Here is a 12,851-nt window from a genome sequence, read left to right on the forward strand (position 1 = left end):
CTCCAGCGTTTGGGTCGACTCAGGGCTGCTGATCGCCCTTGAGGCCGATGGGAAAGGCGTCGAGGTAGGCATTCGGCGCCGTGGCGTCAAAGGGAATGCCATCGATGAAGGTGGTGTGGGCCACCGGCCGGATACCGCTCTCGGTCTCGAAATCGGGAAAGTCCTGCGGCGACATCAGACCCTCGTCGATCAGGGCCTCCGCCGCCTGGCGGTAGATCTCGGGGCGGAAGACCTTGCGCGCGGTTTCCAGGTACCAGTCGTCTGGTTTCGCGTCGCTGATCTGTCCCCAGCGGCGCATCTGGGTGAGGTACCAGATCGCGTCCGAGTAGTAGGGGTAGGTCGCGTGATAACGGAAGAAGACATTGAAGTCGGACGCCGGGCGCACATCCCCTTTCTCGTACTCGAAGACCCCGGTCATGCTGTTGGCGATGACCTCGTAGTCGGCGCCCACATAGTGCGAGCGGGAGATCAGTCGCGCAGCCTCCTCGCGGTTGGCGTTATTGCGCTCGTCCAGCCAGTGCCCGGCGCGGATCAGGGCCTTCACCACCCGCACGTGCGTGTTGGGGTACTGCGCGGCCCAGGCCTGGGTAACGCCGAAGACCTTCTCGGAGATGTTGTTGCGGATGGCCAGGTCGGCCACCACCGGGACACCGATGCCGCGGAATACCGCCTGCTGGTTCCAGGGCTCGCCGACGCAATAGCCGTGGATGGTGCCCGCGTCCAGGGTCGCCGGCATCTGCGGCGGCGGCGTGACCGAAATCAGCACATCCGCGTCCAGGGTGCCGGCGGTATCGCCGCGCCGGGGCGCGTAATAGCCCGGGTGGATGCCGCCAGCCGCCAGCCAGTAACGCAACTCGTAGTTGTGGGTCGACACCGGGAACACCATGCCCATGCGGAAAGTTTCTCCGCCCTGGCGGTGAGCCTGGATGACCGGACGCAAGGCGGCGGCGCTGATCGGATGCACCGGCTTGCCATCCTGGTGAGGCACCTGCGGTTTCATGGCGTCCCAGACATCGTTGGCCACGGTGCAGGCATTGCCGTTCAGGTCCATGGTGAAGGCGGTAATGATGTGTGACTGCGTGCCGTAACCCAGGGTCGCCGCCAGGGGCTGGCCGGAGAGCATGTGGGCGCCGTCGAGCTCGCCGGAAATGGTGCGGTCCAGCAGAACCTTCCAGTTGGCCTGAGCCTCCAGTGTGACGTACAGCCCCTCCTCCTCGAAGAAGCCCTTGTCCCGCGCCACGGCCAGGGGCGCCATATCGGTAAGCTTGATGAAGCCGAAGGTCAATTCCGCTTTCTCGGGATAACCCAGCGCCTGCAGGGCAGCACTGCCCAGGGACAGCGCTGTCGCCAGCAGTATGCGCAGGGTGGCAAGGGGTCGCTTCATCACATGCTCCTCGGTTTTTTCGGCACAAAAAAAAGGCGCCCACGACACGGAAGGTTTTTCCGTGTGGTGAGCGCCATTGCTCGGTCGCTGGCCCCTGGGGACCCGGTCTGTCTGCAAGCCCGGACGCCGTTGTCCGGATTCACATTTGTTCGAGCAAAGCGCGTGCCAGATTCCCGACAAGCCGCGTAAAACGGCAAATCAGCCTATTTCAGGGGTCTCCGAACGTGCGGCCACGCACGCTCTGTGCGCACCAGCGCTGTGCAGACGCCTCAAATTCGCGCAGCTAGCCACCGAAAACCTCCGACAGGTTGAGGACCGCCCGCGCCACTTCCGGCAGCTTGCAGCCCTGGTTCATCGCCATGCGGCGGAGCAGGCTGTGCGCCTCGTGTTCCGAAAGGCCGCGGTGTCGAATCAGCAGGGCCTTGGCGCGGTCCACCAGCCGGCGCTCGGCGAGCGCCGTGCGCGCCTGCTCGAGCGCTTCCTGCAGGTCGGCCAGCCGGCTGGTCTGCTCTTCCAACAGATCAATCAGGGAGCGCCGCATGCCGGGTCGCAGCGCCTCGCCGTCGCCGACAAGCGCCGCCTCCGGCTGCTCCGACAGACGGTCCAGCTGGGCCAGGGCATGCACCTCCCGGTGGCAGGCGGCAAACTCCCGGCGCGACGCCGCCAGACTCTCCTCCGCGGCGTGGCGCAGATGCAGCGACAGTTGATCCTCCACCGCCTTCATGGCATCGATGCGCGCGGTACAGACGGCAAACCAGGTCTCACTGAGATCGGCGTCCGACGAGGATTCCGACTGCCGCGCCACGACGTGAGCGCGCAGGTCGTCCAGGGCCTGCTGGCTGGATACGTCGGCAAGCCACGACTGCCAGACCGCCAGGCTGCCCGCGTCGGCAAAGCGCGAGAAGACCTCCAAGCTGCGGCGCTGGCCCTCCTGCAAGACGACCAGCTTCTCGCTGCGCTGGGCACACAGCCGGCCGCTGGCCAGGCGCAAGGCACCCAGGGCGCGCTCCTGACCGGCAAGCTCCTTCCCCTGCATGAAGTGAAGCAGCGCGACCAGCGCCCGCGTCACCGCGGAATCGGTCGCGGTATCCGCGATGTCAAACACCACGCCCAGCAGGTCCTGGATCAGTCCGGTGTAAAAGTCGTAGATCCGATCCTCGTCCATTTCCAGGCGCGCGGTGCCGCGCAAAATCGCATCGCGTCGACCGAGCTGGTGGAGCACTCGCGCCAGCCGGCTGAGCAGGTGGCTGCCCGCCTGCTGCAGGGCCTCGTCGCGCTCCAGGTCCGCCAGCAGCTGATCGAAGGCCAGCACCTGCTGGTCCGTGGCGCTCACCAGGTTCCGCCGCTGCTGGCGGAAACGCTGCCCCCTCGAGCCGGTAAAAATGCCCGAGGCGCCACGCTCGCGCTGCAGGGCATGCACCAGGCCACTGACAATCACCACCAGGCGCACCCGCGGCAGCAAATGCTGCAGGGTGCGTATCTCACTCTGGCGGGCAGCAATCAGGAAATCAGCGGCGGACTGGGACATGGAGGCATCGCAAAACAGTGGACATATTCTTGACGATGCAAGGAGCGGGCCAGCACACCGACACGGCAATGCCGATGGCCTGGACTCGCTGCCGGCGTTATCATGGCGTCAGGTCCAGGCCTGACGACACGCAGCAGGAGTAGAGTATGCAGGATTTCCCACACCACTACCGCGTCCACGCCCGGGGCAGCAGTGACGGCCCGGTCAGGCTTGAGGGCGACAAGCTGCCGGTTCTGGAGACCACGCCGCCCCCCGAGTTCGGCGGCCCCGAGGGTTACTGGTCCCCGGAGAGCCTGCTCCTCGGTGCCGTGGCGGACTGCTTCATACTGACCTTCCGTGCCGTGGCCAGCGCTTCCCGCCTGACGTGGACGAGTCTCGAGTGCGACGCTACCGGCACCCTGGACCGAGTCGAGCGCGTCACCCGGTTTACCGCGGTCACCGTCGCCGCGCGTCTCAGCGTCCCCGAGGGCAGCGACCCGGAGAAGGCGCGGCGGGTGCTGGAGAAGGCCGAGGCCGCCTGCCTGATCACCAGTTCCATGAACGCGGAGGTCCACCTCGAGGCCGACGTGACAGTCGCCTGAGCAGCATGGACCGCTGGCTGACCGACTACGGTGTCACCCTGGGCGTGGGTGCCCTGATCCTGTTCATGATCTTTATCGTCTGGGACCTGGCGCGGCGGAGCGACGCCGGCCGCTTTGGCACCTTCATTCTCTATATCGCCCTGGCACTCGGGATCTTCGGCTTCCTGATCAAGGTGGCAATCACCTACCTGATGGAACACGGCGGGCTTTGAGCCGCGGGCAGTGCTCGCCCCCGCGCCCCCAGGATACCGATCCTCTTCCCGCGGGTTATCACCGCCCTCACGGTGATGCCACCCATCACTGAGCGCGCTCCAGTGCGGCCATCTGCCGGGCAATGGTTTCCGGGGATCCGGTGCGACGCGCCAGCAGGTAGTACAGCCCGGGCACCAGGTAGAGTGTAAACAGCGTGGCGAGCGCCACACCAAACAGAATGACCGCGCCCAGCACATTGCGACTGGCCGAGCCCGGTCCACTCATCAGCATCAGCGGCAGAGCCCCCGCCAGGGTCGAGACCGTGGTCATCAACACCGGACGCAGACGCAATTGGCAGCCCTCCAGGATGGCGTCCTCGAAGGCTCGCCCGGCATCGCGCAACTGGTTGATGAACTCCACCAGAAGAATGCCGTTCTTGGTCGCGATTCCGATCAGCATCAGCAGGCCGATCTGGCTGAAGATATTGAAGGACTGGCCCGTCAGCACCAGCCCCCCCAGCCCCCCGACCACGGCCAGCGGCACGGTGATCATGATCACCGTGGGGTGCACGAAACTTTCAAACTGTGCCGCCATGACCAGGAAGGTTACCAGCAGGGCGAGGCCAAAGGTTGCGTAGAGCGCGCCGGTGGACTCCTTGTAATTGAGAGACTCGCCGCGATAATCCACCTTCGCCATGGGGGGCAACTTGCGCTCGACCACCTCCTCGAGAAAGGTGAGGGCCTCGCCGAGGCTAACGCCCGGCGCCAGGCTGCCACTCAGGGTTACCGCACGCATGCGGTTGTAGCGGTGCAAGGCACTGATACCGGCGCGACTTTCCAGGCTCACCAGGTTGGCCAGCTGAATCAACTCGCCGCTGTCGCTGCGGACAAAGATATTGCGCACGTCATCCGGGCTGCTGCGCTGGCTTCGCTCCAGCTGAACGATAACCGGATATTCCTCACCGCGTTCACTGAAGGTCGACACCTCCTGCTCGCTCATCAGTGCCTGCAGAGCCTCGGCCAGGGCGCGTGCGCTGACCCCCAGCGCCGCCGCGCGGTCCAGGTCGGTATGCAGATGCAGCTGCTGCTGGGTTTCGCGCAGATCGCTGTCCAGGTTGCCGAACAGACCACTGCTACCGGCCTCGCGCAGCACAATATCGCGCCACTGCGCCAGGCTGCGGTAATCGGGTCCCTGCAGCACAAACTCCACCGGCGTATTGGCGCCGCCCTGCCCCAGCCCCGAGGGCAGGAATGCCATGACGCGGACACCCGGAATCTCGCGCCACTCGCGCATCAGCGCATCGCGCAGCTCGAAGGCCGAGTAGTCGCGCTGGTCGCGACTGACCATGGAGATTCGCGAAAAGGCACCATCGGGGGTCGTGGTGCCAAACGAGGGCGACACGAACAGCACGCGGGGAATAGTGCCATCAGCTGCTCGCTGCAGCGCCGGCGCCTGCAAGGCCTCGATCACCTGGCGCATGCTGTCAATGCCTGTGCCCTGCTCCGCCCGAGCCAGAACAAGCACCGTATCCTGGTCTTCCACCGGCACCTGCTCCAGGTGCAGCTGGTCGCGCATCTGGAAGGCGAGCAGTGCCAGTAGCGAGAGTAGAATCAGCATCAACAGCGGTCGCCGCAAGGTCCACTGCAGGCTGCTGCGGTAGCCGCGTGACAGGCCCTGCAATGCACTGCCGACACTGCGATCAAGCAGCGAGCGCCGCGCCTGGGGGCGCAGCAGCTTGCTGCACAGCATCGGCACCAGGCTGAGGGCCAGCACCGACGAGGCGATGACCGCGACACAAATCGCCACCGCCAGCTCGGCGAATATCCGCCCGGTCATGTCCTGCATGAAGACAATCGGCGTGAATACCGCCAGCAGTACGGCGGTGGTAGCGACCACGGCGAAGCCCACCTGGCGCGCCCCCCGGGACGCCGCCAGCAGCGCCGGCTCGCCTTCTTCCACACGCCGGTGGATATTCTCGAGCACCACGATGGCATCATCCACCACCAGACCGATGGCCAGCACCATCGCCAGCAGCGTGATCAAATTGACCGAGTAACCAAACGCCAGCAGGGCGATACAGCTCGACAGCAGGGACAAGGGTATGCAGACCACCGGAATCAGGGTCGCCCGCCAGGCGCCCAGGAACAGAAAAATCACCGCGGCCACGAGTGCCGTGGTGATCCCCAGGGTCCAGTACACACCGCTGATGGCGGCGCGAATGAAGGCCGAGGCGTCGCCGGATGCGGAGATTTCCATACCGTCGGGCAGGTCCGCGCGGACCGACTCGATCTCCGCACGGATGGCAGCCAGGACTTCCACGGTATTGGAGTTGGATTGCTTGACCACCCCCAGGGCCATGCTCTCCCGGCCGTTAGTGATAAACAGGCGGCGGCTGTCCTCACTGCCGATCTCCACCCGGGCCAGCTCGCCCAGGCGTACCAGGTGCCCGTCCGTACCGCGGGTAACCACCAGCTCGCGGAATTCGCGCTCACTGCGGTAGGCGCGCTGCAGGCGCAGGGGAAACTCCATACGGGTCGACTCGACCAGACCCGCCGGCAGTTCGATGTTCTCACGGCGCAGGGCTTCCAGCACGTCACTGACGCTCAGGCCCCGTGCGTTGAGTTTGTGGCGGTCGATCCAGATGCGCATGGCGCGGGCACCACCGCCGTAAGTGTTCACCGACGCCACCCCATTGATGGCGGCAAAACGGTCCTTGATATAGCGCTCGGCGTAATCGGTAACCTCGACCAGTGGCAGGTCCGCTGCCTCCAGGCTGATATAGATGATCGGCGAGGCATCGCTGTCGGCCTTGGAAACCGTCGGACTCTCCGCCTCCTGGGGCAGGCGATCCAGCGCGCGCGCCACCTTGTCGCGAACATCGTTGGCGGCGGCATCAATGTCCCTCGACAGGTCAAACTCGATGTTGATGCTGGAGCGCCCGTCGATGCTGCTGGAGCGGAGACTGCGCACCCCCTCGATACCCCCCAGCTCCTCCTCCAGCACCTGGGTGATGCGCGTCTCGACGACGTCGGCTGCGGCTCCCCGGTAGCTGGTGCTCACCGACACCTGGGGGGCGGCGACATCCGGGTACTCCCGGGTCGAGAGCTGGGAGAAGGCCATGGCACCAAAGGCGGCGAGCAACAGCGCGAGCACGGTCGCGAAGACCGGGCGCTGCACCGACAGATCCGAGAGCCTCACGCGGCGGGCCCCTCGGCCAGCTGGGAGCCCGGCGCCACTGCGCGCACCGGCGTGCCATCGCGCAGGTTGAGGTGCCCGCGCAGCACAACCGGCGTCCCCGGCACGAGCTCGCCCTCGATCAGCACACCGCCTTCCACACGACGCTCTATACGCACCGGCACGCTCAAGGCACGGCCCGCGTCATCGACGCTGTAGACAAAACTGCTGCCCCCCCGCTGCAACAGGGCCTGCTCGGGCACGACCAGCGCCGTCTGCTCTCCCGCCAGCAGATTGACCGTCAGCAGCATGCCCGGCCGCAGCTCGCCGCTGGCATTGTCCAGGGTGGCGCGCACTGTCACCGCCCGCGTCACCGGATCGACCCGACTGCCGATACTGCGCACGCTGCCGACAAATACCTGGTCCGGCCAGGCCGGGCTGTGTCCCTCCACACTGTCGCCCACTCGCAGGCGCGAAAGGTGCACTTCCGGCACAGTGAAATCCAGCTTCAGACGGTCGATGGCGTCGAGCTGGGTCACCTCGGTACCCGGCGTGATCAGGGCGCCAACGCTGACCTCACGAAAGCCCAGAACTCCGGCAAAGGGCGCCCGCAGACGATGCTCCTCCAGAATGGCCCGCGCCTGCGCCAGCCGGGCTTCTTCCGCCGCCACGCTCGCCCGCGCGATGTCGATCGCCGCGCGCGTGGAAATATCCGCGCCCAGTCTGCTCAAACGCTGCAGTTCCAGTCGCGCCTGCGCCAGGGCCGCCTCGACCTCGGCCACGCGCGCCGCCGCCTCGGTAGCATCCAGCTCCAGCAACATCTGCCCCGCGGCCACCGTGTCACCGTCCTCGAAGTGCAATGCGCTGACCTTGCCACTGACCTGCAAGCTGAGCGCGACCGACTCGCGGGCGGCGAGAGTGGCCACGGACTCGATATGTTCGGCGACCGTCGTCTGCTGCACATGCCACAGCTCGACGGCAACTTCCCGCGGCGCTCCTGCAGCTGCGGGATGCCGCGCCTGCTCACAGCCAGTGCAGAGCAGCGCGAACAGCAGCGCGACCAGAATTCGGTATTTCCTCATCACTCCCCACTTGCCCGGCCCCTGCGGGACCGGGCCTCTCGGACAGTCCCCTGTCAGGACAGTTTCTCCAGCACCCGGGGCAGCGCATCGACGTAACGTTGCACGTCCGCAAGCTGGCCCATGCTGACCCGCGACCACTGGGTATAGTCGCGGTAAATACCGCGAATCAGCACCTTCTCTTCGGCCATGGCAGCGCGGAAAGCCTCGGCATTGAGATCACCGAGGTTGACGAAGACGAAATTGGTCTGCGAGGGGAGCGCACTCAGGCCATTGGCCTTGACCGCCGACATCACCATCTCGCGGCCCTCGCGGATCTTGCTGCGGGACATATCCATGAAGGCCTGGTCCTCATAGCTGGCAATGGCCGCCGCAAGGCCCGCCTGGTTCAGCCCGTACCAGCCCAGTCCGTAGCGTCCCATCGCCTCGATAATATCCGGCGGCGCAATCAGATAGCCTACCCGCAGCCCCGCCAGACCATAAATCTTGGAAAAGGTCCGCGCGACGATCACCCGGTGCCCGTCCTTGACCAGCGGCACCATGCTGTTGGCTGCCGGCATATCGGTGAGCTCGTTGTAAGCCTCGTCCACCAGCACCAGGGTCTTTTGCGCCGCGCGGGTGCAGAAGCTCCGCAGCTTGCCGGCGTCCAGCAACATGCCGGTCGGGTTATTGGGGTTGGTCACCTGCACCATGGCGATACTGTCGTCGATCGCCGCATACATGGCATCGAGATCAATCGCCATGTCGGCGCGCTTCGGCAAACGCTCGATGCTACCCAGGCCCTGATTCTCGATACTCAAGGAGGTCGTGTCCCAGAACAGGTCCGGCCCCAGGATATTGCCGCTTTGTCCGGCCAACACCGCCGCCGCGACCAGGCCGCCACTGGAGCCGGCACTGAGGGTGATGTACTCCGGTGAGAGACCGTGGTACTCGGCGATCATCGCGCGCAGCTTGAGGGCACTGTCATTGACGTAGTAGGCGCCCTGGGCACTGGCCTCCTGTACCGCGGCGAGCGCCGCCTTGCTCGGCCCGAAGGGGTTTTCGTTGGCGTTGAGCTTGGCCACTCCCGCAGCGGGGCCGTAACTCACGCTGGGTCGCAGTGGCGCAGCCGCGGCGGGCCCCGCCGCGCCCGCCAGACGCCCCCCGGCAAGCAGGGAAGCAGCGCCCGCGGCGGCACCCAGGAACAGTCGGCGATTCATGGAAACAGACATGGCGTTCTCCTTGATGAGACGTTCTGAAAGAGGTCGAAAAAATCAGGCCTTGGCATACATCGCCGCCGCCACCAGAACCAGGTAGATACCGAAGGCCCGCTTGAGCTGACGCTCGTCGAGGCTATGGGCCAGGCGAGCGCCAATCGGCGCCGTGACCAGCGAAAAGGCGGCCACCGCCATCAGCGCCGGAATGTTGATGTAGCCGATGGAACCCTGGGGCAGGTTCTCGGCATTCAGGCCCAGCAACATGAAGCCAATGGCACCTGGGATCGCGATCAACACCCCTACCCCGGAAGCGGTTGCCACGGCCTGGTGCACCGGCCGGTTGCAGAGGACCATGGTGAGTACCGTGACCGTTCCGCCGCCGATACCCAGCAGGGAGGAAAAACCGCCGAGGACGCTGGCCAGCACGGCGCGCCCGGGCCCGTGGGGCATTTCCAGCTTGCCCTTGAAGCGCTCGAAGGCGTCCGGGAACAGGAAGTAGACGGAATACAGCAGCACACCGACCGCGAAGACCATGATCAGACGGTTGCCGTCGATCAGCGAAGCCACCAGCAAGCCACCGGCAACCCCGACCAATAGCCACACCGCCCAGTCCTTGAGTACCTGGAAATCCACGGCACCGCGCTTGGCGTGGGCAAACATGGCCCGCGCTGAAGACACCACAATGGTGGCCAGAGAAGTACCCACGGCCACCAGCATCAGATGTTCGGTGTTGTCGGTCAGGAAGGGAAATACCGCCAGCAGGGCCGGCACCACCACAAAACCGCCGCCTACCCCGAACAGCCCGGCAGTGAGACCGGCAATGATTCCGGCCCCGGAAAGTAGTGCTATAAAGGTCAACACATCGACACCCATTGTCTGTTCCATTCACTCACAGGATTGATCGGGAATAAGCCCACGCTCACTGGGGCATCCGGGCCGCTCGCACCTCGATCTCCACCAGCCAGCCGTCGACCACCAGATCGGCGACCTGCACGAAGGAGCGCACCGGCTTGGAGGGGTTTTCCTCGGTGCCAAAGAACTGCATATAACCGCGATTGAAGCCGGCGAAATCGAGCTTCCCGTCCTCACCCGCGACCGCGAAGACACGCACCTGCACGACATCCGCCATCGACCAGCCGCGGCTCTCGAGGGTCTCCTTGAATTTCGCCAGCGTATCGATGGCCTGGGCCTCCATGTCGCCCCAGTTGCCATCGGCGTCGGGGGAGGCGCCGGAACCGCTGAGATAGAGGGTTTCCGCACCCGCGGGTATCTCGATCGTGGTGTAGAAGAGCTTGCCCTCCCCCTCGCGTTTGATCGCGTCGGCGGCGGCGAGCGGCCCGGCACACAGCAGCGCAGTGAGCAGGGAGGCAGTGATGGGCATTTTCATGGTCAGTTTCCTTGCAGTTGGGTATGGCGATTCGCTGCTCCGGCGGCGACGGTGTCCGGCGGCGCGAGCGTATTGAGATAGGCAATGACATCCACCAGGGCCTGTTCGTCGGGCAGGGTCTGCGCCGCCGCGGCCATGGCGGCGCCCTCGCTGTCCGCGGGGTGCCGACCGCGATAACCGAGGCGGAAGTTGCGCAGCTGGGTAAGCAGATACCAGTCGTTCTGACCCGCCAGGGCGGGAGCCCCCAGGGCCTGGTTGCCGCTGGCGTCCGCGCCGTGACACGCACTGCAGCCGGCGTACCAGCGGCGCCCGGCATCGACATCCCCGGCGACGGTTTTCGCAACCGCGGCCTGGGGCCAACTGCCCACCCAGTTCACCAGCGCGTCGATGCTGTCGTCGCTCAGCGGCGTGGCCATGGGACGCATGGCACGGCCCTCGACATCCTGCGGATGGGTACCGCGCCGGCCATCGCGAAACTTCTCCAGCTGGCGGCGCAGATACCAGGGCTCCATGCCCGCCAGTCGCGGCGCCTGTACCCCGACATTGCCGCGACCGTCGGCCCCATGGCAGGTGGTGCAGTAGAAATCGTCATAGGGCTCCCGGGCGTCTTCCCCGAGCGCCTCCAGCGACAGGCCCGCAAGTCCCAGGCAAAGGAGGAAAAGGGACAAAGCGCGCCGTGGCCGAGTCTTCATGCCGGTGTCTCCGCGGCCGCGTCCTGGTCCCGTGCAAAGCGTTCCAGCGCGCGATGCGCCGAAAGAACGGCACTCTCCTGCCAGGCAACGTGCTGGCTGACCTGGTCACCAATCAGGAAGTGGCGCCCCCCCTCCGGCTCGACCAGGGTATGCATCAGTCGCTCCTCGGTGGCATTCAGGGCGCGGTAGCTGTCGGTCCAGCGGGCAGCGCAACCGAGTATGTGATTCATCCGGTGCCAGGCGACGGTGATGCCCTTCTCCACCTGCTGGCGATAGTCCGGGTGGACTTTCTGCCCCTGAGCCAGCATGGCCTCAATACGTTGAGCGGGCGTCAGGTTGGTGAAGTGCATGCCGTGACCGAAGTCGTAGGCCCCAAGGATCACGCCCTTGGCGCGGTGAATCCCGTGCGCGGGGTACCAGATCTGGCGTATCGGCGCGTTCACCCAGGTGATGCCGCCGTAGATGTCCTGCGCTTCCCAGAAGCGGGTGCGTGCCTGGAAGGCGCCCTTGAAGGCCTCGCCCCGACGGATGTGCCCGAGGGCGCGCCGGTAGGGGCGGGAAAAGTTGTTCTGCAAGCCCGTCAGCAGGTGACTGGGAATGCAGTTGAACACATAGTCTGCCCGCAGCCAGTGGCGGCGACCGCCCTGGTCGTAGGCCACATCGACACCATCATCGCGCATCAGCACTGCCTGGACCGGCGCCCGGTAGCGAATGCGGTCACCGAGTGCGCGCACGAAGCCCGAGACAATCCGGTCCATGCCGCCCACCGGCTGCATCAGAATGGGCCCGGTCTCCCCCTCGCTGGCCTGCAAAAGCTGCGACGCATAGGGAGATCGCAGGAGCGCATGGAGCCCGATCGTCTCGCGCGAGCTGCCGTGCTCGAGGAAACCGCCACTGGCATAGCCGGCGCGCACACTGCCCCGATAGATGAGATCCTCGTCGAGGTCACCGAATCGCCGCAGCACCTGCAACAGCTGCTCGGTATCCTCGCGGGAGACCGGCGCCTCGAGCTCGGCACGGGTCATCGACTTGGCAAACAGTTCAGCCATGAAACCGCGCAAATGCGTGGTGTACTCGACATTGCGTATCGGCTTGCCGCCCAACAGACGGTCATCCTGTACCCAGGCCGTCTTGCTCTCGTTAACAAAAACCTCCAGCTCCACGCCCAGCTCGCGGCAGTAATGCAGGATGTTGTGGTGAGTACTGGGAATCCGCGCCGCACCGGCATTGAAATACAGGTGGGGCTCATCGTCGAACTCGCAGTACTGACGGTTGCCAATCTCGTCGATCAGATCCCCGTGGCGCACCGTAAAGACGCGTCCACCGGGACGGTGGGAGGCTTCCAGTAACGTAACCTCGTGCCCGGCGCGCTGCAGTTCATAAGCGGCCACCAGGCCGGAGATGCCGGTGCCGAGAATCGCGATCCGGCGTGGTTGGCGCCCCAGACGGGCGTGGTCGAGAACCGTTGCGGCAGCCGGCGTCGGCAGCATGCCGAGACTGCCGCCGGCGGCGATCAGAGCACCGCTGCCAGCGGCAAGTCCCAGTGCCTGAAGCAAATCCCTGCGGCTGATGGTTGAAGTCACGCGAATCCCTTCCCAAGACGATCAGTGAGTGGATGGCCCCCGCCCCTGGCGGCGG

11 protein-coding genes are annotated in these 12,851 nt (G+C 65.6%); 2 read left to right on the forward strand and 9 right to left on the reverse strand.

All coding sequences use genetic code 11. The features are described 5' to 3' along the window. Window positions 1-19: 19 nt before the first annotated feature. Both ACYVGS_RS09380 and ACYVGS_RS09385 read right to left on the reverse strand, forming a co-directional pair. On the reverse strand, window positions 20-1,384 hold the full coding sequence (locus ACYVGS_RS09380) for a CmpA/NrtA family ABC transporter substrate-binding protein (RefSeq protein ID WP_460588422.1): 1,365 nt from the start codon (window positions 1,382-1,384) through the stop codon (window positions 20-22). 283 nt (window positions 1,385-1,667) lie between these two features. Then, window positions 1,668-2,912, reverse strand: a complete 1,245-nt coding sequence (locus tag ACYVGS_RS09385) for a nitrate- and nitrite sensing domain-containing protein (protein ID WP_460588423.1) — start codon at window positions 2,910-2,912, stop codon at window positions 1,668-1,670. Window positions 2,913-3,058: 146 nt separating this feature from the next. On the opposite strand from ACYVGS_RS09385, the gene ACYVGS_RS09390 reads away from it, so the two are divergent. Beyond that, window positions 3,059-3,493, forward strand: coding sequence for an OsmC family protein (locus ACYVGS_RS09390; protein ID WP_460588424.1), 435 nt, complete (start codon window positions 3,059-3,061; stop codon window positions 3,491-3,493). A 5-nt stretch (window positions 3,494-3,498) separates the two neighbouring features. Then, complete coding sequence (locus ACYVGS_RS09395; RefSeq protein ID WP_460588425.1) at window positions 3,499-3,705, forward strand: DUF2788 domain-containing protein; 207 nt, start codon at window positions 3,499-3,501, stop codon at window positions 3,703-3,705. Window positions 3,706-3,790: 85 nt separating this feature from the next. Here ACYVGS_RS09395 and ACYVGS_RS09400 read toward each other — a convergent pair whose 3' ends face one another. From ACYVGS_RS09400 to ACYVGS_RS09430, 7 genes are read right to left on the reverse strand one after another with little or no spacing between them, the layout of a single operon-like run. Then, window positions 3,791-6,883 (reverse strand): efflux RND transporter permease subunit, encoded by a 3,093-nt coding sequence (locus ACYVGS_RS09400; protein ID WP_460588426.1) that lies wholly within the window; start codon window positions 6,881-6,883, stop codon window positions 3,791-3,793. Next, window positions 6,880-7,941 (reverse strand): efflux RND transporter periplasmic adaptor subunit, encoded by a 1,062-nt coding sequence (locus ACYVGS_RS09405; RefSeq protein WP_460588427.1) that lies wholly within the window; start codon window positions 7,939-7,941, stop codon window positions 6,880-6,882. Before ACYVGS_RS09405 ends, ACYVGS_RS09400 begins: the two co-directional genes overlap by 4 nt. 53 nt (window positions 7,942-7,994) lie before the next feature. Next, window positions 7,995-9,149 (reverse strand): pyridoxal phosphate-dependent aminotransferase, encoded by a 1,155-nt coding sequence (locus ACYVGS_RS09410; RefSeq protein ID WP_460588428.1) that lies wholly within the window; start codon window positions 9,147-9,149, stop codon window positions 7,995-7,997. 42 nt (window positions 9,150-9,191) lie between these two features. Then, window positions 9,192-10,019, reverse strand: a complete 828-nt coding sequence (locus ACYVGS_RS09415) for a sulfite exporter TauE/SafE family protein (RefSeq protein WP_460588429.1) — start codon at window positions 10,017-10,019, stop codon at window positions 9,192-9,194. Between the two features lie 34 nt (window positions 10,020-10,053). Beyond that, on the reverse strand, window positions 10,054-10,521 hold the full coding sequence (locus tag ACYVGS_RS09420) for a RidA family protein (protein WP_460588430.1): 468 nt from the start codon (window positions 10,519-10,521) through the stop codon (window positions 10,054-10,056). A gap of 2 nt (window positions 10,522-10,523) precedes the next feature. Next, complete coding sequence (locus ACYVGS_RS09425; protein WP_460588431.1) at window positions 10,524-11,213, reverse strand: c-type cytochrome; 690 nt, start codon at window positions 11,211-11,213, stop codon at window positions 10,524-10,526. Further along, window positions 11,210-12,796, reverse strand: coding sequence for a flavin monoamine oxidase family protein (locus tag ACYVGS_RS09430; protein ID WP_460588432.1), 1,587 nt, complete (start codon window positions 12,794-12,796; stop codon window positions 11,210-11,212). Before ACYVGS_RS09430 ends, ACYVGS_RS09425 begins: the two co-directional genes overlap by 4 nt. Window positions 12,797-12,851: the final 55 nt, after the last annotated feature.

Source organism: Haliea atlantica (genome assembly GCF_054779855.1).